At 62.1% G+C, this 24,021-nt stretch carries 36 protein-coding genes, 1 tRNA gene and 1 pseudogene; 4 read left to right on the top strand and 34 right to left on the bottom strand.

Annotated features, from left to right (window positions below; all coding sequences use genetic code 11):
- The first annotated feature begins 160 nt into the window (after positions 1–160).
- Positions 161–766 carry a YbhB/YbcL family Raf kinase inhibitor-like protein gene (locus tag CF15_RS06545; protein ID WP_070807838.1) on the top strand — a complete coding sequence of 202 codons (606 nt, stop codon included), beginning with the start codon at positions 161–163 and terminating at the stop codon, positions 764–766.
- Position 767: 1 nt separating this feature from the next.
- On the opposite strand, the gene CF15_RS06540 is transcribed toward CF15_RS06545, so the two are convergent.
- The gene (locus tag CF15_RS06540) at positions 768–1,043 is read right to left on the bottom strand and encodes a MoaD/ThiS family protein (RefSeq protein WP_058371067.1); all 276 of its coding nucleotides are present in this window, start codon (positions 1,041–1,043) and stop codon (positions 768–770) included.
- A 202-nt stretch (positions 1,044–1,245) separates the two neighbouring features.
- On the opposite strand from CF15_RS06540, the gene CF15_RS06535 reads away from it, so the two are divergent.
- Positions 1,246–1,641, top strand: coding sequence for a thioredoxin family protein (locus CF15_RS06535; protein WP_058371066.1), 396 nt, complete (start codon positions 1,246–1,248; stop codon positions 1,639–1,641).
- A gap of 40 nt (positions 1,642–1,681) precedes the next feature.
- Here CF15_RS06535 and CF15_RS06530 read toward each other — a convergent pair whose 3' ends face one another.
- The 33 genes and pseudogenes from CF15_RS06530 to CF15_RS06370 all read right to left on the bottom strand — a co-directional run bounded on the left by CF15_RS06530 (position 1,682) and on the right by CF15_RS06370 (position 22,677).
- Positions 1,682–2,011, bottom strand: a complete 330-nt coding sequence (locus CF15_RS06530; protein ID WP_058371065.1) for a P-II family nitrogen regulator — start codon at positions 2,009–2,011, stop codon at positions 1,682–1,684.
- 3 nt (positions 2,012–2,014) lie between these two features.
- A pseudogene (locus tag CF15_RS06525) lies at positions 2,015–3,210 on the bottom strand (ammonium transporter).
- Between the two features lie 373 nt (positions 3,211–3,583).
- Positions 3,584–3,671 (bottom strand) — tRNA-Ser (locus CF15_RS06520).
- 44 nt (positions 3,672–3,715) lie between these two features.
- Positions 3,716–4,333: a class I SAM-dependent methyltransferase gene (locus tag CF15_RS06515; protein ID WP_058371064.1), complete on the bottom strand. Its 618-nt coding sequence runs from the start codon at positions 4,331–4,333 to the stop codon at positions 3,716–3,718.
- On the bottom strand, positions 4,330–5,373 hold the full coding sequence (locus CF15_RS06510) for an RNA-guided pseudouridylation complex pseudouridine synthase subunit Cbf5 (RefSeq protein WP_083494540.1): 1,044 nt from the start codon (positions 5,371–5,373) through the stop codon (positions 4,330–4,332). Before CF15_RS06510 ends, CF15_RS06515 begins: the two co-directional genes overlap by 4 nt.
- Before the next feature lie 147 nt (positions 5,374–5,520).
- Positions 5,521–5,817, bottom strand: a complete 297-nt coding sequence (locus tag CF15_RS06505) for a 50S ribosomal protein L14e (protein WP_058371063.1) — start codon at positions 5,815–5,817, stop codon at positions 5,521–5,523.
- Between the two features lie 56 nt (positions 5,818–5,873).
- The gene (gene cmk / locus CF15_RS06500) at positions 5,874–6,467 is read right to left on the bottom strand and encodes a (d)CMP kinase (protein WP_083494605.1); all 594 of its coding nucleotides are present in this window, start codon (positions 6,465–6,467) and stop codon (positions 5,874–5,876) included.
- Positions 6,468–6,624: 157 nt separating this feature from the next.
- Positions 6,625–6,930 carry a 50S ribosomal protein L34e gene (locus tag CF15_RS06495; protein ID WP_058371062.1) on the bottom strand — a complete coding sequence of 102 codons (306 nt, stop codon included), beginning with the start codon at positions 6,928–6,930 and terminating at the stop codon, positions 6,625–6,627.
- 23 nt (positions 6,931–6,953) lie between these two features.
- Complete coding sequence (locus tag CF15_RS06490; protein ID WP_058371061.1) at positions 6,954–7,454, bottom strand: hypothetical protein; 501 nt, start codon at positions 7,452–7,454, stop codon at positions 6,954–6,956.
- Positions 7,455–7,522: 68 nt separating this feature from the next.
- Positions 7,523–8,140, bottom strand: coding sequence for an adenylate kinase (locus CF15_RS06485; RefSeq protein WP_058371060.1), 618 nt, complete (start codon positions 8,138–8,140; stop codon positions 7,523–7,525).
- Positions 8,141–8,256: 116 nt separating this feature from the next.
- Entirely contained in the window at positions 8,257–9,636 is a 1,380-nt protein-coding gene (gene secY, locus CF15_RS06480) for a preprotein translocase subunit SecY (protein WP_058371059.1), read from the bottom strand.
- 213 nt (positions 9,637–9,849) lie between these two features.
- Complete coding sequence (locus CF15_RS06475; RefSeq protein WP_058371058.1) at positions 9,850–10,311, bottom strand: uL15 family ribosomal protein; 462 nt, start codon at positions 10,309–10,311, stop codon at positions 9,850–9,852.
- 25 nt (positions 10,312–10,336) lie between these two features.
- The gene (locus CF15_RS06470) at positions 10,337–10,867 is read right to left on the bottom strand and encodes a 50S ribosomal protein L30 (RefSeq protein WP_058371433.1); all 531 of its coding nucleotides are present in this window, start codon (positions 10,865–10,867) and stop codon (positions 10,337–10,339) included.
- 122 nt (positions 10,868–10,989) lie between these two features.
- Positions 10,990–11,640, bottom strand: a complete 651-nt coding sequence (locus CF15_RS06465) for a 30S ribosomal protein S5 (protein ID WP_058371057.1) — start codon at positions 11,638–11,640, stop codon at positions 10,990–10,992.
- The gene (locus tag CF15_RS06460; RefSeq protein WP_058371056.1) at positions 11,637–12,275 is read right to left on the bottom strand and encodes a 50S ribosomal protein L18; all 639 of its coding nucleotides are present in this window, start codon (positions 12,273–12,275) and stop codon (positions 11,637–11,639) included. The genes CF15_RS06465 and CF15_RS06460 overlap by 4 nt, the downstream gene beginning before the upstream one ends.
- Positions 12,276–12,417: 142 nt before the next feature.
- On the bottom strand, positions 12,418–12,864 hold the full coding sequence (locus tag CF15_RS06455; RefSeq protein ID WP_058371432.1) for a 50S ribosomal protein L19e: 447 nt from the start codon (positions 12,862–12,864) through the stop codon (positions 12,418–12,420).
- 98 nt (positions 12,865–12,962) lie between these two features.
- On the bottom strand, positions 12,963–13,349 hold the full coding sequence (locus tag CF15_RS06450) for a 50S ribosomal protein L32e (RefSeq protein ID WP_058371055.1): 387 nt from the start codon (positions 13,347–13,349) through the stop codon (positions 12,963–12,965).
- Positions 13,349–13,909 (bottom strand): 50S ribosomal protein L6, encoded by a 561-nt coding sequence (locus tag CF15_RS06445; RefSeq protein WP_058371054.1) that lies wholly within the window; start codon positions 13,907–13,909, stop codon positions 13,349–13,351. The genes CF15_RS06450 and CF15_RS06445 overlap by 1 nt, the downstream gene beginning before the upstream one ends.
- Positions 13,910–14,016: 107 nt before the next feature.
- Positions 14,017–14,418, bottom strand: coding sequence for a 30S ribosomal protein S8 (locus CF15_RS06440; protein WP_058371053.1), 402 nt, complete (start codon positions 14,416–14,418; stop codon positions 14,017–14,019).
- 24 nt (positions 14,419–14,442) lie between these two features.
- Positions 14,443–14,607: a 30S ribosomal protein S14 gene (locus tag CF15_RS06435; RefSeq protein ID WP_058371052.1), complete on the bottom strand. Its 165-nt coding sequence runs from the start codon at positions 14,605–14,607 to the stop codon at positions 14,443–14,445.
- 29 nt (positions 14,608–14,636) lie between these two features.
- Positions 14,637–15,233, bottom strand: coding sequence for a 50S ribosomal protein L5 (locus CF15_RS06430; protein ID WP_058371051.1), 597 nt, complete (start codon positions 15,231–15,233; stop codon positions 14,637–14,639).
- Positions 15,230–16,000: a 30S ribosomal protein S4e gene (locus CF15_RS06425; RefSeq protein WP_058371050.1), complete on the bottom strand. Its 771-nt coding sequence runs from the start codon at positions 15,998–16,000 to the stop codon at positions 15,230–15,232. Before CF15_RS06425 ends, CF15_RS06430 begins: the two co-directional genes overlap by 4 nt.
- A 20-nt stretch (positions 16,001–16,020) precedes the next feature.
- Positions 16,021–16,467, bottom strand: coding sequence for a 50S ribosomal protein L24 (rplX, locus tag CF15_RS06420; protein WP_058371049.1), 447 nt, complete (start codon positions 16,465–16,467; stop codon positions 16,021–16,023).
- 15 nt (positions 16,468–16,482) lie between these two features.
- Entirely contained in the window at positions 16,483–16,899 is a 417-nt protein-coding gene (locus CF15_RS06415) for a 50S ribosomal protein L14 (protein WP_058371048.1), read from the bottom strand.
- 84 nt (positions 16,900–16,983) lie between these two features.
- Positions 16,984–17,334 carry a 30S ribosomal protein S17 gene (locus CF15_RS06410; protein WP_058371047.1) on the bottom strand — a complete coding sequence of 117 codons (351 nt, stop codon included), beginning with the start codon at positions 17,332–17,334 and terminating at the stop codon, positions 16,984–16,986.
- Entirely contained in the window at positions 17,273–17,626 is a 354-nt protein-coding gene (locus CF15_RS06405; RefSeq protein ID WP_058371046.1) for a ribonuclease P protein component 1, read from the bottom strand. Before CF15_RS06405 ends, CF15_RS06410 begins: the two co-directional genes overlap by 62 nt.
- Positions 17,623–17,844, bottom strand: coding sequence for a 50S ribosomal protein L29 (gene rpmC, locus CF15_RS06400; protein WP_070807927.1), 222 nt, complete (start codon positions 17,842–17,844; stop codon positions 17,623–17,625). Before rpmC ends, CF15_RS06405 begins: the two co-directional genes overlap by 4 nt.
- Before the next feature lie 57 nt (positions 17,845–17,901).
- A complete protein-coding gene (locus tag CF15_RS06395) occupies positions 17,902–18,648 on the bottom strand; it encodes a 30S ribosomal protein S3 (protein ID WP_058371045.1) in 747 nt (248 codons plus the stop codon).
- Between the two features lie 2 nt (positions 18,649–18,650).
- Positions 18,651–19,121 carry a 50S ribosomal protein L22 gene (locus CF15_RS06390; RefSeq protein ID WP_058371044.1) on the bottom strand — a complete coding sequence of 157 codons (471 nt, stop codon included), beginning with the start codon at positions 19,119–19,121 and terminating at the stop codon, positions 18,651–18,653.
- Positions 19,122–19,566: 445 nt separating this feature from the next.
- Positions 19,567–19,827 carry a 50S ribosomal protein L23 gene (locus CF15_RS06385; protein ID WP_058371043.1) on the bottom strand — a complete coding sequence of 87 codons (261 nt, stop codon included), beginning with the start codon at positions 19,825–19,827 and terminating at the stop codon, positions 19,567–19,569.
- Positions 19,828–19,840: 13 nt separating this feature from the next.
- A complete protein-coding gene (rpl4p, locus tag CF15_RS06380) occupies positions 19,841–20,671 on the bottom strand; it encodes a 50S ribosomal protein L4 (protein WP_083494539.1) in 831 nt (276 codons plus the stop codon).
- Positions 20,672–20,696: 25 nt separating this feature from the next.
- The gene (locus CF15_RS06375; RefSeq protein ID WP_058371042.1) at positions 20,697–21,740 is read right to left on the bottom strand and encodes a 50S ribosomal protein L3; all 1,044 of its coding nucleotides are present in this window, start codon (positions 21,738–21,740) and stop codon (positions 20,697–20,699) included.
- A gap of 85 nt (positions 21,741–21,825) precedes the next feature.
- Entirely contained in the window at positions 21,826–22,677 is an 852-nt protein-coding gene (locus CF15_RS06370; protein ID WP_058371041.1) for a putative RNA uridine N3 methyltransferase, read from the bottom strand.
- A gap of 487 nt (positions 22,678–23,164) precedes the next feature.
- On the opposite strand from CF15_RS06370, the gene CF15_RS06365 reads away from it, so the two are divergent.
- Entirely contained in the window at positions 23,165–23,740 is a 576-nt protein-coding gene (locus CF15_RS06365) for a YkgJ family cysteine cluster protein (protein ID WP_058371040.1), read from the top strand.
- A 2-nt stretch (positions 23,741–23,742) separates the two neighbouring features.
- On the top strand, positions 23,743–24,021 hold the full coding sequence (locus CF15_RS06360; RefSeq protein ID WP_058371039.1) for a hypothetical protein: 279 nt from the start codon (positions 23,743–23,745) through the stop codon (positions 24,019–24,021).

Raw genomic sequence — 24,021 nt, 5'->3', positions numbered from 1 at the left:
GGCCACCTCTGCAGCAGCCCTCGGCCGCAGCCAGGGGGCTCCGGGCCAACATCATTCCAGTGCATGAATTCCTGAGAGAGGGCTAATCTAGAGTTCTCTAGGAGCAACCGTTCTAGAGCCCCTGGAGCGCCAGGACTACAGAGCCGGGGCGGGGGGCTCCTTGAGGCGGGAAGTGCTCCTGGCAGCCCTCCTGCTTGCGGCCCTCCTGGCTGCAGTCATCTACCTCCACCGGCAGGGCGGCGGGGCGCCTAGAGGGGCCGGGGAGCTGCCGCTCCCCGAGCTGGTGGCCGGGGCGCCCAGGAGCATCGAGGTAGCGTCGCCTGCGTTCAGCGAAGGGGGGAGGATTCCTAGCCGCTATACCTGCGACGGCGGGGACGTGTCGCCCCCGCTCCTCCTGAAGGGTGTGCCTGAGAAGGCTAGGAGCCTGCTTATACTGGTCTACGACCCCGACGCGCCTGGGGGAGTTTTCATCCACTGGCTCCTCTACAGCATACCCCCTGCAACCACCTATATCCCGGAGGCCGTGCCCAAGACGCCCGTAGTCCAGGGCCTAGGGGTCCAGGGCCGTAACAGCTTCGGCAGGATAGGCTACAACGGGCCCTGCCCGCCCCGCGGCGACCGGCCACACCGCTACGTCTTCCTCGTGGTTGCGCTCGACGTGCCCAGCACGGGGCTGGGGCCTGGAGCTACGTGGAAAACCTTGGAGGAGCGGGTAAGGGGCCACGTGCTCGCCTACGGCTACACCTACGGGCTCTACTCCCGCTAGGCTAGCCGCCGGAGGCCGGCGGGAGTAACACCACCTCGTCCCCGGGCCCCACCCTTGTATCCCTCGAGGCACTCCTCCCGTTAACCAGGTAGACTACCTGCATCCCCCTCCTCTCCAGCTCCTCGACTAGGCTGCGGAGCCTGGGATGTCTGGCGAACAGCTTCTCTAGGACCTCCCCCAGCGTGGCGCCGTCGCCACCGAGCTCAAGCTCTAGCTCCTGCTGCCCGCCGACGGCCTCGCGGAGGAGGGAAACGAGCCTCACCCTGACACCCGCCAAGACGCGTCAGCCCCCTGCTCAGCTGAGGCCCTCGGTACGGCTAGGAGCCTGGGAGGGTTAACTCGCTCATCCCCAGAGCGCCTCATGCGATGGTGTGGCCGGCGCTACCCTCTATAGAGGGATGCCTCACGGGGGTATCTGCTGGGCCTGCTCCCAGTATAGAAGTATGGGTAGGCTCGTAGCCAGCTAGAAGGTGGTTACTATGATGGAGGAGGTAGACTTCTATACGAGAATGTACGATGAGATAGAGAGGATGAGGAAGGAGGGTATAGTGGAATATGTAACCAGCTATGCCAGGTTCCGCGAGATACTAAAGAACCACCGCGTCACTGTGGCGGTATTCACCACGCCCACATGCACCGCCTGCATGGTGTATAAGCCGATATTCTACATGACCGCCGAGAAGCTCCGCGACCAGGCCAAGTGGATAGAGGTGGACGCCTACGAGGCCCCCGAGGCGGCGTTCGAGTGGGGGGTGACGGCCACGCCGACAACAATAGTCTACGTGAACGGCGAGGCTGTAGAGGCCTTCGTCGGCGTCCTCGACGATGAGAGTCTCGAGGAAATAGTCAAAGGAGCGGTCGAGAGAGTGAAATAATGATAGAAACATGAGGGCTTCAGAGGAGTCCCAGCCCCTTCTATTCCTGCACCTCACCAGTACGCACCTTGATGGCTTTCTCCACCGGTACTATGAAGACCCTGCCGTCGCCGGGCCTCCCCGTCCGCGCGTTCTCCGCTATTATCCTGGCCACCTTCTCCGCGTCCTCGTCGGGGACAACCACCTCTATCTGAACTTTCGGTATCAGGTCGACCATTATCGACCTGCCGCGGAACTCTAGGCTTATGCCACCCTGCTCTCCACGACCCCTGGCCTCGATCACTGTCATGGCTGTGTAGCCGTTCTCCCCGAGCGCTCTCTTAACCTGCTCAAGCTTCTCCGGCCTTATTACTGCTATAACCATCTTCATAGGCTACTCACCCCACGCGTAGGCCTCCTCTCCATGCTGGGCCAGGTCTAGGCCCACGTACTCCTCTTCAGTGCTCACGCGCAGCCCTATCAACGCGTCTACGAGTTTTGCAAGCACGTAGGTCGCCACCACAGTGTAGGCTACAGCTACGCCCACATCAACCAGCTGAGCCAGGAACTGGGCCACGCCGCCGTAGAGCAGGCCCCTCGCACCGCCCACGCTGGGGTCGGCGAATATCCCGGTGGCTATCGAGCCCCAGACGCCGCCGATGCCGTGGACTGCCCAGGCGTCCAAGCTCTCGTCGAGGCCGCGAGATACGCGGAAAAGCATGGCGGCGTAGCATAGCATCCCTGCTAGCGCCCCTATGATTATCGCAGCGCCCACGCCGACGTAGCCTGCTGCAGGCGTTATTGCCACGAGGCCTGCTACCGCGCCGCTGGCTAGGCCCAGTGAGCTGGGCTTGCCGCGCGCCCAGCTTGCGAGCAGCCAGGCAAGGGCGCCGGAGGCGGCAGCTATATGGGTTACGAGCAGCGCGTTAGCTGCGGAGGCGTTCGCCGCGAGAGCACTCCCGGCGTTGAACCCGAACCAGCCGAACCAGAGCAGCGCTGTGCCTATGAGAGTTAGAGGTATGTTGTGAGGAGGCATATTGTACTCGCCGTAGCCCAACCTCTTGCCTATTACCAGGGCTAGCACGAGCGCTGCGAAGCCCGAGGTTATATGCACCACAGTGCCGCCGGCGAAGTCTAGCGGCACCGCACCCAGGACCCGGTGAAGCCAGGTGTGGAGCCAGCCTCCTCCCCAGACCCAGTGGGCCACCGGGTCGTAGACGAGGGTCGTCCAGAGCAGGCCCAGGAGGAGGAAGGCGCCCAGCTTAGCCCTCTCGGCGAGAGCGCTGGTGAGTATAGCCAGCGTTATAGCCGCAAAGGCCATCTGGAAAGCTACGAACGCCGTGTGGGGCAGCTGGCTAGCCCCAGGCGCTGGCTGGTCTGGCGTCACGCCGCGGAGGCCAATGTACTTCAGCCCGCCTATGAAGCTTCCCAGCACCTTGTCCCCGAAGCTCAGGCTGTACCCTAGCAGGGCCACTGGAGGCTCACCAGGGCCAGTGACACGAACGAGAGTATTATCATTGATACAGCATTCTTCCTCCTGACCATGCCGCCATAGAAGAAGCCCAGCCCCATAGTCATCAATACTACCATCGATGTTGACGCCAGCAGCCAGGCCGTATCCCCGGAGCTGAAGGCCGCCACTGCTATCGACCGGGGGCCGCCGCCGCTACGAACGCCGCTAAGGTGATTACCACCAAGGAGGGCTGCATGCGTACAGGGTTCACGTCAACACAAATGCAGAAAATACCAACAGCTGTACGGAATTGATGTACAGTAGCCGACCTATCAAGGGTGCAGCATCAAGGTGTGAGAGTACAGACGTCTAGTGGGGTGCCTAGGCAACAGAACTCTAGCTCTATAGTAGCGCCGGCTCCCGGGGCCGTGAGGCATACTGCAGAGGCGGCTCGAGGTACAGGGCCCCCAGGAGGTGTAGGGAGATGGGGGATCTAGGGTTGCGGAGATGTGGCGCCGGGGGCGGGATTTGAACCCGCGCGGCCTGCGCGGCCACCGGCTCTCCAGGCCGGCCCCTTGGACCGCTCGGGCACCCCGGCGCCCGGGAGGCCCCTGGAGTAGGAGAGGGGCGGCACCGGGGAGGTTATTGGCTTTCCCCGGGGCCCTGGCCCAGCTTCCTCGCGTATAGTATGGTGTAGCCTTTCTTCCGTAGCAGTACACGGGCCTCCCCGAAGACGCTCCTCATAAGCTCTAGGGCCTTGTTGGCCCCCTTCTTCATCACCAGCTGGAGGCTGCCGCCGGGCGCCAAGTGGCGCGGGGCACCGCGTATAATCTCCTCAACGGTCTTCATGCCCGCCGCGAGGGGAGGGTTGGAGAGTATGGCGTCGAACACCATGCCCTCGACGGGCTCGTAGAGGCTTCCCTGCAGCACCGTGACGCGGTCCTCGACCCCGTTGTGCCTGGCGTTGAGCCTGGCCAGCTCCACGGCGCGCGGGTTAACATCCACCATGACCACGCGCAGCCCCGGGTACGCCTTGGCGAGGGTTATGCCTATCACTCCGTAGCCGCAGCCCAGGTCGAGCACCGTGCCCCTCTCGGGCACCAGCGCGTGTTCGATCAGGAGGCGTGTGCCCGTGTCGACCTCGCCCGGGGAGAAGACGTCGGTGGAGACGTAGAACTCCACCGTGACGCCGCGGAGGTGGTCGCTGACCAGCCACCTGGGGCCGCGGCGCCCCCGCGGCCTGAAGTAGTGGCTGGTCAACTCCTCCCACGCCGCTTCCAGGCTTGGGGGTAGACCCCGGGCTTCATTATGACCCGGCGCATCTTCACCGCTATGCCGCGCCGCGCCTTAGCTATCTCCTCGCTGCTCATCTGCGCCACCCCCACCGCCACCAGCTCCCCCTTGAGCGTGAAGAGGGCTACGAGGTCGCCCCGTTTGATGCCCTCGTGGAGCCTCGCTATCCCCGGCACCGCGAGGTTCGCGCCATGGGCTATGGCGTCCACCGCGGTATCGCGTATAACTATCTTGGGCAGGTGGCTCACGGCGTACTCGACGGGCTTGATGTAGCTCCGCAGCAGGTCCTCCTTGCCCTCGTTCTTCCAGCGGTAGAGGGCCTCGCTCAGCTCCTGCAGCCGGACCAGCCCGTGCTGCTCGCGGAAGGGGCCGCTCTTGGTGCGCCTCAGCTCCCTCATGTGGGCGCCCACGCCGAGGATGAGGCCGGCGTCGTGGCAGAGCTTTCTCATGTATGTGCCGGCCTCGCAGAGCACCCTCATGAGCGCGTACCTGCCGTTGTACTCCAGCAGCTCTATCTCGTATATCCTCTTGACGCGGAGGCTTCTCTTAACACTGCTGCGGAGCGGCGGCCTCTGGTAGATCTCGCCCACGAACATGCCTAGAACGCGGCGCAGCTCCTCCTCCGGCACCGGGCGGTGGAGCTGCATTACGCACATGTACTCCTTGCTCGTGTGCACCACCAGGCCTATGACCTTGGTTGCTTCCTCCAGGGCTACGGGGAGGACGCCGGTGACCTTCGGGTCCAGCGTGCCTCCGTGACCCGCCTTGGAGAGGCCGAACATCCTCTTAACCCAGGCGACGACCTCGTGGCTCGTAGGCCCCGGCGGCTTGTCTAGAGCTATGACGCCCAGCCGGATGTGCTGCTCTATCGGCCTCCTCCAGGGCGGCACGCCGTACTCGGGGCTCGTATCCTCCTCAACCTTGACTATCCACCGTCTATCGAGCCCCGCGAACCTGTCAAGGCCCTCTATGAACTCTAGGCCCTGCCTCGTGAGGCTGCTCGACAAGGCTTTCCGGGTCCCCTCCACCCGCTACCCGGGGGAGGACCGGGAGGGGCGGCAGCACTGAATAAACCCCTGGTCAACGAGGCCTCCCGGCTCCACGACTACGCGGGATACCCTGGGAGGGCGCAGGGAAGGAGGGGGCTAGAAGGGTTAGAGTAGGCCGGGTTTCAGCTCTACGCGCACCCTCTCCTTCATGAAGTCTAGGAGCCCGGCCTCCTCAAGCGCCTTTTTGACTTCCTCGTCGCTGGCGCCAGGCTCAATGTTGATCTTCTCGGGGAGCACTTCTATGTGATTGATGTTAGCCCTTCTCCTCTTAACCCCCGAGACGTCCTTGGGCCCGGTTATTAGCACAAAGTTGTCATCTATAATCTCCACTATGACACACTTCCTACCAGCCTCGCGGCCGCGTATCTTGACACAGAGCCTGCCGACCTCTATCGCGGGCACCGCTTCCTCAACCCCCAACCTCTAGGCCCCGGGGGCCGGCGAGCTTCATTTAAGCCTTACCGGCTGCACGCGCCTAGCCTAAACCCCCTTCTTGCTAGCAGCCTGCAGGTGTAGGTCCTTATCATGAAGTACGCCTCCTCTATATCGAGAGGCTCCGTGTCCACTACAAGATTGAAGATCTGCAGGTTGGTTACATCAACCCCGTAGTAGTCGAGGAAGCGGCGCCAGTGCATGTACTCTCTGGCCACGGTCTCCCGGTAGACCTCCTTCAGCGGCCTCCCCTCCCGAGAGGCTATCCTCCTAATCCTCGCCTCGAGCGGCGCCGTCACGTATATCTTGACGTCCGCGACGCCGGCGAGAACCCAGGCGACGAGGTGTCCCTCGAGCACCACGCCGCCCCGGCAGCCCAGCTCCAGGGTCCTCCGGTCTATCTCAAGGTCTATGCTCGGGTCGCTGGCCGCCACGCGGTTGAGCTCCTCCACGCTGACGCCGCGGCTACGCGCCACCTCGCGGAAAATCATGCCCGCGGAGTAGTAGTCTAGGCCGAGGTCCTCCGCCAGCCGCCGGGCGTAGGTGGTCTTCCCGCTACCGGGGGGCCCGCTCACAGCTATCGTGGGGCCCTTCTTCCCGCCGCTGCACCCCGCGCTGATCAAACTGTACGCCCCGGTGGAGTCGTGGAACCCGGGCTGCGAGGATAAGACTGCTTGTAGGCGTGCGGGAGGCGCTGAGCCAGAGAGGGGATGCAGACGCGCCGGAGGGGGCCTGGCCCCGGTGGAAAGCGCTCTGCGAGGCCCCGGGGGGCAGGGGCTACTGGCTTGCCCGGGCTGCGCGCAGCTGCTCTAGGAGCTGGCTCCTTATAGTCTTCTTGAGGAGCTTGGCGAGGCAGCTGGGGCAGATTACGCCCCCGTACATGCGCTCGGGCCTCTTGGCAGTCTTCGGCAGCTTCCTCAGCTCCACGGGGCGCAGCCTCGGCACGCCGTTGAGAGGCCTGCCGCATATAGCGCACCGGGCCGGGCCCGGCCTCCTCTTCTCATAGTGTATCTTCGTCTCGCCGCCTGGAGTCCTCACATACACTCTGCGCAGCGAGCGGCTCCTCTGATGAGGCCTAGGCATAGCCGTGCACACCCCGCGCTAGCCTATACCCCGGGCTCCCGGTCAGCATGCCTCCAGGCTTTCTTAAGCATTAGCACCCCGACGAGGTCATACTGGACCACGGGCAGGGACGCGAGGAAGGCGAGCGCCGCCACCAGCCCGGAGGGGGCCACGCAGACCCCGGAGCCCCCCAGGGTGAGGGCCGGGATGCAGCAGGCCGAGGGGAAGAGCACTGGGCGGATAGTAAATGCGATCACGGCTGCAGCGTAGACGGGGGTGAGAAGGCTCAGGCGGAGCAGGGCATAGCGGCGCACGGTCCTCTGCAGCACCGGCAGCCTAGAGTGCAGCTTCCCGGCCCGCCTCTGGGCCCGCTTATCCCCCCGGCCGCGGAGGCTGCGGTACGTGCTGAGCAGCTGCTCCAGCTCCACGCGGGCCTCGAGATAGGCCGCGCCGGCCACCCGGTAGAATATGGTCTCGGCCGCGGCCACCCCGAGCAGGGCGAGTAGGACCACGTATGCCTCGTAGGCTAGCAGGTCTACGTCCAACAGGGGACCCTCTGCCGTTATGCCGCTCGGGGAGGAGCCGCCGGAGGGAAAGAAGAGGGCCCCGGGGGCTAGCGGAGCATGTAGGCGAGCTCGACTACTTTCCCTGCAGCCACCCGGGGATTGCCCTCAACGTTTTCGACGATGTAGACGCTGGCCGCCACCAGCACCGCGCTCGACATGGCAGCGGAGCGGGCCATGTCGAGCAGCAGCTTTATAGCCTCGACACCTCCTATGTCGCTCCTAACCCTTGTCTTGTCCCTCTGCTGCCTCGCGAGTATAACCTCGGGCGGCGCCTCAACGAGAACTATGGAGTCGGGCCGCAGCTCCTTAACGACGTTCTCGGGCAACCCGGGCCAGTACCCTGTAGACGTCTTGATAACCGCATGGGTGTCTATGAATAGGAAGCCGCGCTCCGAGAGCCCCTGCTCCGCGTCGCTCCTTATGCTCCTGGCGGCGTGCTCCTGCAGCTCAAGCTGCTTCCGGAGGGGGAGGTGCCGCATCTCATCCCGGTGTTTGACCAGCCCCTGCTCCGAGGCTACACGGAACATGTAGTCGCCGAAGTTCACCACCAGGATCTCGCCGCCTCTCTCCCTAATCATCTCCGATACATGGTTGAGCACGGTGGTCTTCCCTACGCCGGGCACGCCCGTCACAATTATTGTTACGAAAGGGTTACGCAGCACCACCGGCCTCCACCCCTCTCAACGGCTCTAGAGAGGCCCACGGCCCGTGGGCCTCCCGTGGGTCTCCGGCTGCCTGACCGCGGTGCAGCCGAGGGCGCTTTAAAAACCTGGCAGGAGGGCTAGCCTCCTATTATCCTCTGAAGTATTGGGTACATCTCCAGCGTCCTCTCGTAGGTCAGCGTCTCGTAGAAGCTATACACTATACCCACTAGCAGCACTAGGCCCGAGCCGGTGCCGTAGGCGCCGAATATGTCTGCAATGATGGCGAGCGCTGTGACGAGCAGCGAGCTTATCACGGTGAGCGGGTAGATGTACCTCGCCAGCACCTTCTCGAGCAGCTTCACGTTCCGCCTGAGCCCGGGAAGCTCCATACCCGATTTTATCAGGTTCTCGGCCTGCTGCCTCGGGCTCAGCCCCGCTATCTCGACCCAGATGAAGCCATAGAGGAGGCCCATCGCCAGCCACGCGAGGGCGAAGATGAGTGTGCGCAGCGGCGTGTGCACGGCGTCGAGGAGGCCCTGCGGCGGCCTCGTGTAATGGTAGAGCACGTAGAGCGCCCTAGAGAGTGGGTCTGTGCCTCCCGTCACGCCGGCTATCATCTCGTAGAATACTGCCAGGTCGGACACTGTTATGGCTACGAAGAGTATAGGTATGTTAGTCACGTATATGAAGTTGAGCGGTATCCTCGTCTTTATGCTGCCGTACCTGGGGCTGGTTACCGGGATGTATACCCTCATTAGCTGGAAGTAGGTGAGCACCATGATTATAGCTATGGTGGCTAGCAGCCCAACGAGATCGGGCAGCCCGTAGCGGAGTATAGCCGGGTCGCCGGTCTTGACCACGTGGACGAGCCAGCCATAGTACTCGGTGGGGTTGCTGCGAACCAGCACGGGGCCTGCGAGGCGCCAGAAGAGGCCCTTAACCACGTTAGCCACTATGAAGAGGCTGAGCGCCGAGCCGATACCCCACCCTTCGCGGACCAGGTCGTCGAACCACATTAGTATGAGCGTGGCGAACACTAGCTGGAGCACGACCAGCGCCTTGATCCCGAGGCCCACCGGGCAGCCTCCACCGCCCAGCGCCGTGGTCCAGAACCGGCAGCCAGCGGCATAGGCTGCTGCCTCGAGGAGGGCGAAGAGTAGCGCTAGGGTACGCTGGGCACCCATGAATATCTTGCGGTCCCTGGGCTTAGTGAGGTCCATCTCTACGAGGCCGCCGCCCACCAGCACCTCGAGCACTATACCGGCGGTCACTATCGGGCCTATACCCAGCGTCATCAACGAGCCCAGGTCCATACCCAGCAGCAGGGAGGCCAGCGCCTGCGTCGTCTGCTGCCGGTAGCCGAGGACGCCATAGAGCGGTATCTCGCTCATAATCAGGTAGAGGAGCACAACTATACCCGTCCACGCCAGCCTGGTCGGCAGAGGGGGCCTCCTAGCAGGCTTGCCCACCGCGGGTATGTACTTTGAGATCTCGGCGAGAGCCTCTAGAACGCCCACTGGAAGCTCGCCTCCCCTAGTACTCCCCGGAGGCCGGCTGGACTCCACATTACAGCACTATTTAAAGAAGCAGCAGCCCGGCCCCGGCGAGCTTCTCGAAGCCGGCATTGGCCCGGGGGAGCAGGAGAAGGGAGCCCGGGGGATGGCCCCGTAAAGAGGGCCGAGAGCTTCTAGGCTGGAGCCCTGCAGGCGTCTCTGGGGTGGGAGGAGGGGCTACTCCTCTCCCTCCTCGCCCGGGACCGCTACCTCGCCGCCGGCCTCCCTTATCTTGCGCACCGCTGACTCGGTGGCTGCAGGCACTATCACCTTGACGGGCCTAGTTATCTTGCCGCGGCCCAGCAGCTTGTTGTAGCCTAGGCTAGCCAGGTCTACCACTATCCTGCCCTCCTCCTCCCTCGCCTTGCCCTCGCGCAGCCACGCGTCGAGCTTCTCGGACAGCTCGCCCACGTTTATAGCATTGATCTTGACCTCGTAGGTTAGGGGCCGGTTGAACCCGTGCTTGCCGAACCAGGTGGGAGCGTATTTGACAACCCAGGTCCACATGTGCTTATGCATGCCCGCTGCACCGAAGCCTCCACGGCTGCCGCTGCCGCGGTGCTGGCCTATACGGCCCCAGCCCATGGTCCTCGTGCGGCCCCTTAGGTGCCTGCTCTTCCTCCTGCGGCGGACGACCAAGACCGCCTCCCCTCGCGGGCCGCGTCTAGAGCATTCTCCTTATAAGCTCGTTTATCGCGGGCCCCCGGTAGCCCAGCTCGCCGCCAGCCCCGTAGGGCTTCTTTATGCTCCCCCGGAACCCGCCGCGCGGCGGGTGCAGCCTAAACACAGGCTTGATCAACCAGATCTTCCTCCTCTTGTCGTATAGCCGGTGGAGCACTATCTCCGCCCTGAGCAGCTTGTCGGCAAGTTCCTCTATGCCTCCCTTGAGGCCCAGCTTCTCGCGGACATAGTCATCGGTGAGCGGCTTGTTGCCTGGCACCCTGCCGCGGCGGCGCAGCAGCTCTATCAGAGTCTCCCTGTCTATCTCGCCCCAGGTAGCCCAGTCCTTGACCTTGTGGAGCATCCCCCATATGCCGGGAAGCGTGGAGGGGTAAAGGACCAGGTGGAACTTTCGGTGCAGCCGCAGCAGAGCCAGGGTGTGCTCCACGTCCGGGTGGACATCCACCCTGCCACGTATCCTTATTACCGCGTAGAGCCTCACCTGGCTAGCCTGAGCCTTCTCCCCCTCGGCCATTGATACCGCCACGGCGTGCCACCCCGCTCGGCCTCTGGAGGGCATGGGCTAAGGGCTCTGCGAGCCCTAAACCAGCGGCCTGGAAACCGGAAGGATTTAACATAGGGTGCGGCCACGGGGCTCTAGGCTGTGCCGGCCCGGGCCCAGTCGATGGGGGTCACGAACTTGTAGGTCTGCTTGAGCGCGTTATAGGTGGCCTTCACGAAGTTGAGCGTAGTCCTTGTATCACCGCGGGTGAAGCTCCAGACGTCCTTTATCCCGGCCATGCGTAGCACCACCTTCGCGGCATCGCCGGCCACTAGCCCGGTGCCTCGGGGCGCGGGCTTCAGCACTATCTCCACGCTGCCGCTCTTACCCCGCACTGTGAAGGGCACGCTGTGGGGCTGATCGCAGAGGCACTCCCAGCTGCCGCAGCCACGCCTCACTGGGATTATGTTGAGCTTTGCGTTACGCGTCGCCTTCTCTATCGCTGTGCGGAGCTGTCTAGCCTTCCCCTGGCCGACGCCGACGAAGCCGTTCTCATTACCTATGACCACTACTACCCTGAACCTGTTAATCCTGCCTGCGTCGGTCATCTTCTGGACCAGCCTAACGTCGACGGTCTCGGACTTCAGCTCAGGGCCTATGAGGTAATCGACTATCTCCGGCTCGAGTATCGGCAGGTTGCGCTCGAATATCTCGCTGAGGCTCTGTATCCTTCCCTCCTTCACCAGCCTGCCTACGAAGGTACGGGGCTTCCACTCCTGCTCAAGCTCGTAGGGCGAGACGCTCATTGCGAGGCAGCCTCCTTGGCAGCCTTTACCTTCCCAAGAACGTCGCGGTAGTCCTCCAGTATTTTATTCTTAACCTCCTCAAAATGCTTGGGTAGGTCCTCCGGCTTTAGCCCACGCTTTAGGTAGAGGCCGAACCTCCGCTCGTACAGCTCCGGGTTCTCCTGCGCGAGCATAGCAGCATACTTGGCTACATGCTCACCCCGAATCCTGTACTCCTCTGGCAATATCTCCTCGCTGTGGGGTATCTCGAGGCCAGCGTCCACCGCCCCCTTCATGGCAGCAAATACCCTGGAGCCCTTCACTGGCCGGTGCAGCCCAATGTCGAGAACCGCGTAGGTTATGCCCGCGCGGAGAGCGCGCAGCCCGGCGAGCATGCCAGTCAGGTAGGCGGCCGAGGTGTTCTTGGTGCCGCCAAGCCATCCATAGCGCTTGACAAGCTCCCTGCTATGAGCAGCCGCCACCGTGACATCGCCCTGAGGCTTAGCTATAATCACCTGAGCCCATATGTACTGGTTGGTCCTCCTCACAACAAACCGAGGCTTACCCGAGAGCACCATGACATAGCGCTTGTAGTAGTTGGTCTTACCCTCCCTACGCCGCCTCCTCGGCACCTTATACCTAGGACCATGTGCCATGTCTGTCCACCAGCCCTAGCCGTGCACCCGGGGCGGAGGCCCCGGCAGCACGAGCCCTAAATAAATACAAGCCATGCACGCGGGAAAGCCATGCAGAGAGGAGAGCAGGACCGGGAAGGAGGCCGACGGGTGCGCCGGCGGCCTACTTCCTCACGCTCGTCGGGTACCCGTGCTCCTCGAGCCAGCGCTTCAGCGAGGCGAAGGTGGGGAACATGCCGCCCTTGGCCCACATGTAGAGCTTCCGGTATGTCCTCCGGTCTATTACCCCGTGGTCACGGAGGAAGCGGAGGTAGCGGCGCATCTTCCTTATCCTGCTGGCCCACTCCTCCTTCGGGTCCCGCCGGGCGGTGGCCTCGCCCTTACGCCTCCCGTAGCCGCGATGCCTGCCCCTCTTACGCGCCTCGTGGCGCTCCCGCCAGCGGCCCCGGGAGGGGCTGTGAGCTGGCTTAACCCTGATAACACCCTCCTTGATGAGCCTGCGTACCTCGTCCCTAGTTATAGCGCTGGCAACATCCTCTATTCTTGCAGGGTCTATCCATATCCTTGACTCGCCCACCCCGAGTATCTCCGCCGCAAGCCTACGCTGCATCGACAGGTCCTGCGCCAAGGGCCCGCCACCTCGTTAACCCTGCCCGAAACCCCGGGAGGGGACGCCGGAGGCCGGGAGGGGTATAATAAAGGAGAGGACTAGGCGTTAGCTACCTTGAAGCCCTTCTCCCGGGCCTTCTTCAGTATCTCTAGCCTCTTCCTCAGCCCAACCCCGGCGGCGATGTAGACTATGTGCCTCGAGGGGTCCAAGTTCTCCAGCTCAGCAGGGCTCGATACCCGCACCGGCTGGAGCCCCGTAGGGTGGAAGCCGCGGACCGCGGCGGGGGAGCCGTAGCCTATCTCGACCATTGGCTGCCTGCCCTTCAGCTTCAGCCTGATTGGGTTGTCAATGCCCTTAGGCCTACGCCACTTGGGGTCATTCTTGAACTTGGGGAACTTCCACCAGAGGGTGCGTAGGAACTCGGGCTTCTTGGACTTGAGCCTCTTCCTTACACGGAGCAGCCTCTCCACATCCTGGTTCGCCATTACTCAGCCACCCCCTTCTCGTAGATGTATATGCCGTCGAGGAAAACGCGTCTATCCTTATCCTTCACCTTAGTTGCCTGCTCTATGTTAGCTGCGGTCTGCCCTACAGCCTCTATATCGATACCCTCCACTATAACGTCATCCTTCTGGACCTTCACTGTGACGCCTGGCATTATCCTTGCTATCCTAGGCGCCTTCTCGCCTAGGAAGTTCTCTATAACAACCTTGTCGCCCTGCACCTTGACTGTTACCGGGAAGTGGGAGAATACCACCTTGAGCTTGTACCGGAACCCCTTGGTGACACCAGTTATCATGTTCTCTATATGGGCTGCAATTGTGCCGACCAGCGCTTTCAGCCTCCTATCGGCAAAGTAGCTCTCAATAACAACCTTCCTGCCCTCCTCGTCCTCGTCGACACGTATAATCACGCCTTTGGCGTGGGAGAAGTCCCTCGTGAGCTCCCCCTTCGGTCCCTTGACTGTTACCTTCATGCCGTCGACGCTTACCTCCACGCCCTCCGGTATAGGCACCTCTTCAACCACGTGGGTTATCTTGGGCATCCCTCCACACCCTCAACATGGCTAGACACGAGCTCCCAGGCGGCTGGCGGCGAGCTGGGAGGAGAGCTGTTCAGGAGTAAAACCCGGTATTGTAGGCGCTCGGCACCTTAGTAGACGTAGGCCAGGAGTACGCCGCCTATCTTACGCTCGAGAGCCTCCCTGTGTGATATGACGCCCTGGCTAGTAGATATTATCAGTATCCCGATGTCCCTGCTGGGCAGGTACTTGCGGAGCCACTCGGGCATCCTTATGAGGTCGCGGTACTTGACCGAGTACCTGGGCTTTATCACGCCAGCCTTGTTTATACGGCCCAGCAGCCTTACCCTGATCTTGCCCCAGCGGCCGTCATCGATGTACTCGAACTCGCCCACGTAGCCTTCACGCTGCATGACGCGCAGCACGTTGGCTATCAGCTTGGACGCGGGCATTATCACTACCTCGGGCTTAGCCCTCATCTCAGCATTGACTATCGCGGCCATAGCGTTCGCGAGGGTATCAAGCATCACCATGGCTCGGCCACCTCGAGGCTCATGCTACATGTACTTGCGGAAACCCAGGCTGACTGCAAGCTCGCGGAAGCACTGGCGGCAGAGCATGAGGCCATACTTCTTTATCACGGCGTCGCGGCTGCCGCAGCGCTGACACTTGTAGGCACCGCGGCCATATCTCACAACCTTGGGCGGCCTGTACTTGCCCATACCACCGCACCCGCGTGAGGTGGCCACTTTCACCTGGGCTCTATAACTACTCCGAACATCTCGTGGAGGAGCACCATTGACTCCTCCTTGGTCACTCTATGGCGCCTCGGTATCCTGCTGCGGGCCCTCCTCCTCCTAGCCACGCGGTAGCCGGGCCTCTCAACAGTCACCACAACATCCATACCGAAGACGCCTATTTCGGGGTCGTAGCGTACGCCGGGGATCAGTATGTGCTCCTTTATCCCGAAGGCCACGTTGCCGAACTCGTCGAACTGGCTGGCCCGGAGCTTGTTGCCCACCGCCTGCAGAGCCTTGCGGAGGAACTCTACCGCCCGCCCGCGGCGTAGAGTAACCACCGCCGCTATGGGCTCCCCCTTCCTTATGCCGAAGTCTCGTATGGTCCTCTTAGCTCTCCTGACCGAGGGCTTCTGCCCAGTGAGCATCTCTAGTACTCTGACGGCCTTCTGCAGCCTCTCACCGGACTCGCCGACGCCGATGTTCACAGTCACCTTGACGAGCCGCGGTTTCAGCATAGGGTTCTGCTCCCAGCGGCGTTTGATCTCCTCAACCCGCTCCGGGGGCAGGGGGAGGGAAGAGGACTCCTGGGCGGCGGCTAGCTGGCTCATTTCCACGCACCCTCGGGCAGGCTTATCCAGGGCTCCTCTCCGGGCGGTGCGATCACGAAGATGTAGTCCAGGCTTGTCTGGAGCTTCTCGCCGCGGGCGTCCTCGAGGGTCACTATGCTCCTCTTCCGGCCGATTCCACGCTGTATGGATACCACCCTGCCGACGCGGCCCACGTTCCGGCCGCCCACCACTATGGCAAGGCTGTCCGTCTCCAGCGGGGCGTAGCCGAGGAGCTCCTGCTGGGGTAGGCTTATCTTGACAGTGCCCAGGGTGCGGTACTCCTTAGCCTCCACCGGGTTGGTGGGATCCGAGACCCGTATCAGCACATTTCTCCCATCATGCAGGTGCAGCTGCACGTGGCCGCCCTTCACTGTGGATTTGTCCTCTATCCTGCCTAGCTTGAAGCCAGCCTCCTCCCTGGGTATGGGGTGGAGGGTGAAGAAGCGCACCGGGTAGGGCAGTAGCCGGTAGGCCTCACCCGTATCTACTATCTCGACTACATCCATGAAGCCCACAGGGTACTTGTAGTTCCTCCTAACCCTGCCATCTATCTTGAAGTGGCCCTCGGCTATCAGCTTCCTGGCCTCCCGGCCGGTCTTGGCGTAGCCGAGTACATCTCTCACCAGTATCAGCAGCGGTATCGACCTCTCCACGGGGTGGGGCCCCGGCGAGGGCTTCACGGTGAAGACGCCGACTCGCTGCCTCACGGGCCAGAACTTAGGCGCAGCCAGCGTCTTGAGGTGCCTACGCCCGCCCATCCGCGCCATTGTGTGCCACCTCGTTAACCCTACTGCTGGGCCCCCTGCTCCCGGCCCCCTATAGCCTGCTCTCCCCCGCCACGGAGGAGGGCGAGCTGGGCCTCGCGCTGCTTGCGCTTACGCTCTATTATCTCGCGGCGCCTCTTGTCGTCAAGGTTGAGCGAGACTATCATGACCTTGGAGGGGTGGAGCGGGTAGTACCTGGGCTCGCCCCTGGCATTATTCACGGTGACACCGTCAACGTATATCCTCATGCGGCGCAGGTCTACCTTGACCACCTTGCCCTTGTGGCCCTTGAAGTCGCCCCTCATCACTACTACCTCGTCACCCGTCCTCACTGGAAGGCTGCGTATACCATACTGCCTGCGCAGCTCCGGGCTTAGAGGCGCCGCCATGAGCTTCTGCCTCTTGTGGAGGGGAGCGTTGAAGAGCGCCCTCCTCTGCTTCCTCGGCTGCCTGGACTTGACCCACCTCACACCGACCACCCAGAGCTATATTATTATACTGGCTATGTTGGCTACCCTGGGCCAGCGCTCGGCAGCCTCCCGGGCCACCGGGCCACGGATCTCACTGCCCTTAGGGGCGCCGTCAGGGCTCACTATAACCACAGCATTGTCCTCGAAAGCCACCCAGGTGCCGTCGGGCCTCCGATACGGCCTCCTCTGCCTAATCACTATAGCCCTTGTAACCTGCCTCCTCATCTCCGGCGTGCCCTTCTTCACGGTCACAACAACCATGTCGCCGACTGCCGCCGGAGGGATCCTGCGGAGGCGGCCACGGTAGCCTATCACACCTATAATCATGGCCTCCTTGGCCCCGCTGTTATCGGCAACCCTGACGTAGCTGCCCACCTGCAGGCCGGGAGCTATGTGCCGCCTGGATCCTGCGCCTGCACCGCCCTTGGGCATAGAGGCTGGCACCCCCAGGTGTCGAGGCCCCCAAGCGCCTAGAGCTATTTAAAGATGGCAACAACGTAACCTTCATTGGTTCCTTCAGCTCATGGTCTTCCTGCCCACGACGCCCAGGACCACGAAGTGTACCGTCTTTGCCAGCGGCCTGGTCTCGCCTATCACCACAATATCGCCCGGCTTAGCGTTGATGCAGGGCGGGTTGTGGGCATGTATCCTGCTCCTCCTCTTCTCGTATCTCTTGTACTTCCGGTCATAGTAGACGTACTCACGCTCCACAACCACGGTGTTCTTCATCTTAGCCTTGACCACGACGCCCGTCAGTACAAGGCCGCGCACCCGCACCCTGCCATGCCAAGGACACTTGGAGTCGTTACACGTCCTCTCCGGAGGGTTGACCCCAGGTATACCTACGCTTCTCACCCGCGCGGACAAGCCATCCTACCCCCTTGCTCCTCTCCAGCCGCTTGAGCCGCTCAGACTGCACACCCCGTATTTCTTCCCCTCGTACAACAACCCAGCTGCCGCCCGGCAGCTGGATTAGGAATATAGCATTTGCCTTCGAGACCCAGAGCCTCCGCCCATCGGCCTCCAGGAGGAGGCCGCGCCGTGTCTCTAGCAGAATTCTACCCTCGACACCACGGAGACCGGGGTCTGGATGGAGGAGCACACGGGCACGGAGGCCGACAAGCGTATGGAAAATAATGTTCCACTCGGTGTGCCTCAAGACCTTTTGCCCGCTACGTGCTGCTGCTTAAGCTCCTCCTCCCGCATCACGGTGAGTATCCTTGCTATAGTCTTCCTTATGGCGCGTATAGCGCCGGGGTTCTCGAGGGTACCCACCGAGGCCTTTAGACGGAGCTTGACCAGCTCCTCCCGGAGCTCCTCGAGCTTCTTGAGCCTCTCCTCGGGGCTCATTTTACGTATATCATCGGTCCTTATCATGTACTTGGCCACCGGGGCCACCCCTCCAGGAGCCTCTCTAGGGAGGCGGGAGAAGGGCTAGACTTTGGCCTCCTCGGGCTCCTCCTCTTCCACAGCCTCAGCCTCCTCGCTGGGGGCCTCGGCCGCAGCCTCCTTAAGCTTTTCAGCCTCAGCTGCGCGGATCTTCTCTAGCTCCTCGCGCACCTCCTCTATGAAGTCCTTGGCTTCCTCGGGCTCCTTGATCCGGACGTAGTCGCTGGGCTTAGCAGGTTTAACTATAGTGACCTCTATGCCGAAGGTGCCGGGCTTTAGAGTTATATGCATCACGGCGCGGTCAACCATATACTCTACCTGGTAGCCCGTGGAGTACACCTTACCCACGCGGACCTTCTCGTACCTAGCCCTCTCGGTGCGCAGCTTACCGCTTATGATTATCTGCACGCCTATGGCGCCTGCATTCAGTATGCGGCGGGCCATAACGTTTGCCACGCGGCGGTAGTAGGCACCTCTCTCAAGGAACACCGCTATCCTCGAGGCGGCGACCCGAGCGTTCAGGTCAGGGTTCTCCACGCGGCGTACAGTTATCTGCGGGTTCTGGAGCCCAAACTGGTGCTCAAATATGGCGGCTAGCTGCCTTATCGTCTCGCCCCTCCTGCCTATTATCATTGCAGGCCTCTCAGCGTCTATGAACACCTTCGTGCCCAGGGGGAACTGTATTATCTGCACGCCAGCGTAGCCGGCGCGGTAGAAGCGCTTGGCGAGGTACTCATCTATCCTGGCCTGGGCTATAGCCTTCTCGACGAAGAACTTCTTCACGAGCACCATCGCTACTCTTCCTCCGCCACAACCACTTCTATATGGCTATACTTCCTGAACCTGGGGCTCGAGCGGCCGAAGGCACGGGGCATCCACTTCTTAATCACGCGGCCCTTATGCACGCCTATATGTACGATGCGAAGCTTCTCAGTATCAAGCCCCTTTACCTCGGCGTTATTGGACACGCTCTCGAGGAGCTTGAGCAGTATGCGTGCAGCCTTAACAGGGTAGCGTCCCACTGGCCACCTGTACCTGGCCGCAAGCCCGCGGTGGTGAGCCTGCTTCCCCATGTACCTGCGGACCGGTATGGGCTCCTTACCAGCCGCTACCCGCTCAAGGAGCCGCTTCGCATCCTCTAGCCTCATGCCGCGCAGGAGCCGTGCAAGGTCTATAACCTTCTTGTAGGATATGGGCGCGTCCCACATCACAGCCTTAGCCGAGCGCTCCTCGTCAACCCTCACCGAGTAACGCCATACCGGCAAGACCTAAGCCACCCTCCCTGCTGCCACATCCCCCGGGCGGTGAGCCGCAGCCCTGCACGCCTAAATAAGTGAATAGAGCCCCTGGGACACGGGTAGTCCAGTGCACTCCCCGGGGGGATGAGCGCGCTGACCTGCACCGAGGCTATGCCGGGATGAGGAGCGGCTTTAGAGAGGTGCAGCGACCCCTACATCTCCTCCCCTCATCCCTCAGGGAAGCGTGTAAGGGGGGCCGTGACGCCTAGGGGTGGAGCCTCCACGCGCTCACCGGGCCCCGGGACACGGGGCACTCGCGCGGGCCTAGCTCCCGGTGTTGGGAGAGAGGCTGGGGGTTTCAACGCTTTCCTGGGGAGAGGCTAAGGCCTGGGGGACCCGGGGAGGGGTGCGAGCGGCGCGTCGCCCCTAGAGGAGGACCTGGAGGAGGCGGAGGGAGGGGGACGCCCAAAAGCTAGAGCATGCCTAGCCTAGCGGCCACGTCGCTGGCATTGTAGCCCCGGGCCAGCTTGACGTAGGCCTTCTTCTCGCCGCGGGGCGTTATCAGCGTATTAACCTTCTCGACCTTGACGCCGAAGGCTTGCTCAACAGCCCTCTTTATGTCGTGCTTAGTGGCGCTTCTGGCCACTATGAAGGTTAGCGTGTTCTGCTCCTCTATCAGCCTGAGAGCCTTCTCGCTCTGCACCGGCCTTATTATGATGCTCCAGGCGCTCACGCCGCCCACCTCCCTATGCGAGTATTATGCTATCAAACCTCTTGGCGAGCGCTTCCAGCGCGGATCTAGACACCACGGTGAGCCTGCCGGGCACACCGCCGGGGGCCAGCTGGAGCACGTTCACGTGCCAGGGGTCGGCGACGTCGACCCCTGGCAGGCCTGCAACCGCTCTCGCTAGCGGCGAGGTGTGGCTGCCAAGTATGAACAGGATGCTGCGCGGCGTTATGTAGCGCCTACCCCTCCTTTTGCCCTTGCCGGCGCGTATCCTGGTCCTCTCCTTAGCCCTCTCTATGTCCGGCCACACGCCCAGCTTCTCCAGGAGGGCCCTAGCGTCGCGGACACGGGATATAGCCTGCTCAGCCTCATCCTCTATGACCACTGGCACTGCCTCGGAGGTGAAGCGGTGGCCCCGCCTCTCCACAAACTCTCTCCTCGCCGTGGCCGCTAGCGCGGAGGCGGTGGCTAGCCTCTTCTCCTTCTTGTTTATCTCCTCGTGGATCCTCTTCTCAACCCTAGGCGGGTGAGCCAGGTGGCCGCCCACGGCAGAGTTTATGAAGGCCGCACGGCCCAGCCCGGGGATCCTCGGCACCCTTGCTATGCCCAGGCCGACGCCAAAGCTCCTGGCAGTGGTCCTCTTACCGGCCATCGGGTCGCGGCCCTTAGGCTGGAGCCTGGCGGTGAACTCTGAGAGGAAGGCACGCCTTATCAGATCAATGCGGACTGGCAGCCCGTAGACCCTAGGCAGCTTCACCTCGCCGGATTTCTCGCCAGACGCGCTGTACACCGGCACCGCCGGGGGCTCCTGGGCCAGGAGGAATACCATTGAGCCGAGCCTGCCAGGCATAGTTCATCCACCTCGCGGGTGGGGGTTAGTTGCCCTGCTTGCTCTGTAGGCTGATGTACGTGATCTTGGGGGCGGACTCGGGGGTCCAAGAGGGCCTGACAGGATGGCGGAGCACTATTGGCCTCTTGGGGGTGCCTGGTATGCTGCCGGCGAGCATGACGTAGGTGCTCCTCACTATGCCGTAGTGGGGGAAGCCTCCGGATGGGGTTACCTCCAGGCCGTTGTCGCCTATCCGGAGTATCCTCTTGTTGTACTCCGTCCTCCTATGGAACCCCATCTGGCCGGGCTGGGGCACCTCGCTCCAGGAGAAGGTGGTGGCGGGGCCCCTGCTGCCGGGACCGCTGCGGCTCCCCTTACGGTGCTTATGCCATCTCGGCAGCTCCTTTACGCCATACCTCTTTATTACACCCTGGAAGCCCTTACCCTTGGTAACCGCTATCACGTCGACTAGCTGGCCTTCTCTGAATACGCTCCTAACGTCTAAGGGGTTGCCCAGGAGCTTTACCGCATAGCCAAACCTGTCCTCGATACCCTTGCCACCGCCTATCTTTATCTCTATGAGGTCGGGCTTCTTCTTGCTAAGACCGCCCACGAGCCTAGGCTGGGTCGCAGCTATTATCCTCACGTCGTATACGCTGCCAAGCTTCTCCTCGAGCTTCTTAACAGCCTTCTCGGCGTCGGGGAACCGTAGCCTGGGTATAACGCGGTTTAGGCCGAGCTTGTACTTCTCCTCAAGGGTTTCGGGTTGGGCCCAGGCCTCTCCGAGGGTGTAGAGGCCTATGTTGGGGTCATAGCCGTAGACGCGGACTGCCGTCACTATCATGGGCGGCGTCTCCACTATCGTGACGGGCACGAATATCTCCCTGCCGTGCGTGAGCGAGCCAGGCTCATCGTCTATGACGAATACGTGGGTCATGCCCGCCTTGTAGCCTAGGAAGGCGAGTGGCAGAGGATTCTCACTCTCTACGTTAGGCCAGCTCTTAACCCGCGGCACGATACTTGAAGCTCTCTTACGTGGCCTTACAGCTAGACTGCCCCTACGAGGCGCGTGCTTCTTTCTTGCGCCCACTGGTCACCACCGCCGCTAGAGCAGCCCCATCCCCCACGCGGCCTCCGGCTACTAGCTTTTAACCCTAAGCCCGCGTTGGCTAGATCTACTCCAGGAAGAGGTTCAGTATGGATAGGGTGGCGGCGAGCGCCTCCTCGACGCGTACCGTACGGGTTCCCTGAAGCGGCACCGTGTTGTATATCCTATCCACCGACTCCTCCAGCACCATGCCCTCCCGCCTCGCCATCTCGTGAAGTCCCGCGTCGGGCGCCCCTAGGAGAACCGCCACCCCTCCCCGGGCCCGAGCCTCCAGGGAGTCGCGCCTCAGCTTCTCAGGAGTCACGGCTTCCCCCAGCCTACTTGTAGCAATCCGCAGGAGTCCCCGGGTGGCCTCCAGCGCGCCTCGGAGCCCCCTGGCCAGCTTCACTGTGAACCCCGTGTAGACCCTCTCCTCCCCCGGCTGGAGGATGCGGATCCGGGGCGGCTCCAATGAGATGATCTCCACCAGCACTCTCCTGCTGTGGAGGCGGCCAGGCTTTCTGCACCTAACCGGCCTCCCGAGGCCTGCCTCGAGCACCACTGCGTCGCCGAGATCGCGTATCACGAGCGCCTCGCGCACCTCACCAGCACGGGGGCCTCCAACCCCGTGGGTGGGCAGCTGGAGGGGAGGAAGGACGCCCGCATACCGTAGCTCTGGTTTGAGCGGGTATAGGAGCTTCCGGAGATAAGGTGCTGTCGCTATGTACTCCAGTATCTCTCTTAGCAGCTCCGCGTCTCTTTCAACCCCTGCCCTGTCCACGTATATGATGAGCCTGGTGACGCGGAACACGGCTAGCAGCCTAGCTAGTATCCCTGCTTTCACCGTCTTGAGGAGGAGGGTATGCTCTGTGGAAAGGTAGGAGGCTGGAACCGCGGCCACGAGTTCTAGCCTGCGGGGAGGAGCAGGCAGGGCAGCCATCCCTTTACCTATCCTCTGGCCGATCTAAGCCCTCCCGCGGGACACCGCTAAAAAACCGGCATAGGCTCCAGGGATTCGATACTGGCGGGTCAACGCTCGCGCTTGCCTGCGCGGCGCTGCTGCTTGCTCTTCTTGGCTGTGGACTCCTCCTTGGACATGAAGAGGCTGGTCCTCTGCCTACCGCCCATGCAGCATACCCGTGGTGGCTCACCTGGGCCCGGCTTAGGTACATTACTGCTTCGCTACAGCGTATAGGCCCCTGGGGCCGGTGACGTGTTTGCCGAGTGCTGAGCGGACAAGCCGTGCTGAGTAGACCCCTTCTACCGAGGCCCGCCAGCGGCTCTGGGGGCTCAGACGGGTTCAGCTCGTCACTGCCCTCGGGCGGCTAGGCGTTTGCACCCCTCATCACTGCCCGGCGATGGTCCAGCGGTCCTGGTAAAATACTGGAGCAGCTGAAGCCCGGTTTAGCCCAGGGTGCCTGGGCAGCATGGCCCGCGGGCTGCCTGTATTCAAGTGTCTCTTCTGCGAGCACTGCTGCTACTTCTCCGAGGAGTATGAGATGCCTGTAGTGTACCCCTGGGAGAAGAGGAGGCTTGAGGAGATAGCCTCGGTGCTGGGCGCCAAGCTCAGCTTCAAGCCGCTCCAAGTCTACATGGATGATGAGGGTAACTGCGCTGTCGCCCTCTACAGGTGGGTGATAAGGGGATTCTGCCCCTTCTTTGACCGGGCCACTAAGAGGTGCAGAATACACGAGGACAAGCCTCTTGCATGCAAGATGTACCCGATATTGCTGGAGATGCCCTCCGGCAACCTCCTCGTATCTGGGAAATGCGACTGGGTTAAGAAGCAGGGCCCCCAGCTCATGGAGAGGCTTGCCGCACGCCCAAATGATATACCCCGCGTATTCCCATCCGAGTTCGAAGCTGCCAAGAAGGCTTTCATAGAGTTCCTCACAATAGCCTCCTTCACAAAGGCGCATAGGCTGAGGCCGGTAAACGTTAATAAGCTAGAGGACTGCAAGAGCGTTGTAGACATGGACGACTACATGGCGAGGTTCGAGTAGGCTTGGGCAGGAAGAAGCGGCTCGTCAGGGTGTTCTTCAACACCTACTACGAAGATGTGGCGAGAGATGTGGTCAAGGGTCTAGAGGGCCTGGGTTACCCGGTGAGGATGTCGGCCTCGAGAGTTGTGCCGGAGCTATACTACGCTGAGATAGAGGTTGGAGAGGGTGATCTCGGTAAGGCTGTAGAAGAGGCGCGTAGGCTTCTCGAGGAGGCAAAGGCTAGGCATGGCGGCCTCCTTTTCGGGGTAAAGGTGTATGGTGTAGACGCGTCCTCGGAGTGA

The sequence above is a fragment of the Pyrodictium occultum genome (assembly GCF_001462395.1).
In the GTDB taxonomy this organism is placed as follows: domain Archaea; phylum Thermoproteota; class Thermoprotei_A; order Sulfolobales; family Pyrodictiaceae; genus Pyrodictium; species Pyrodictium occultum.
Note: the sequence above shows the minus strand (reverse complement) of the source record. Positions and strands in the feature narration are given on the sequence as shown.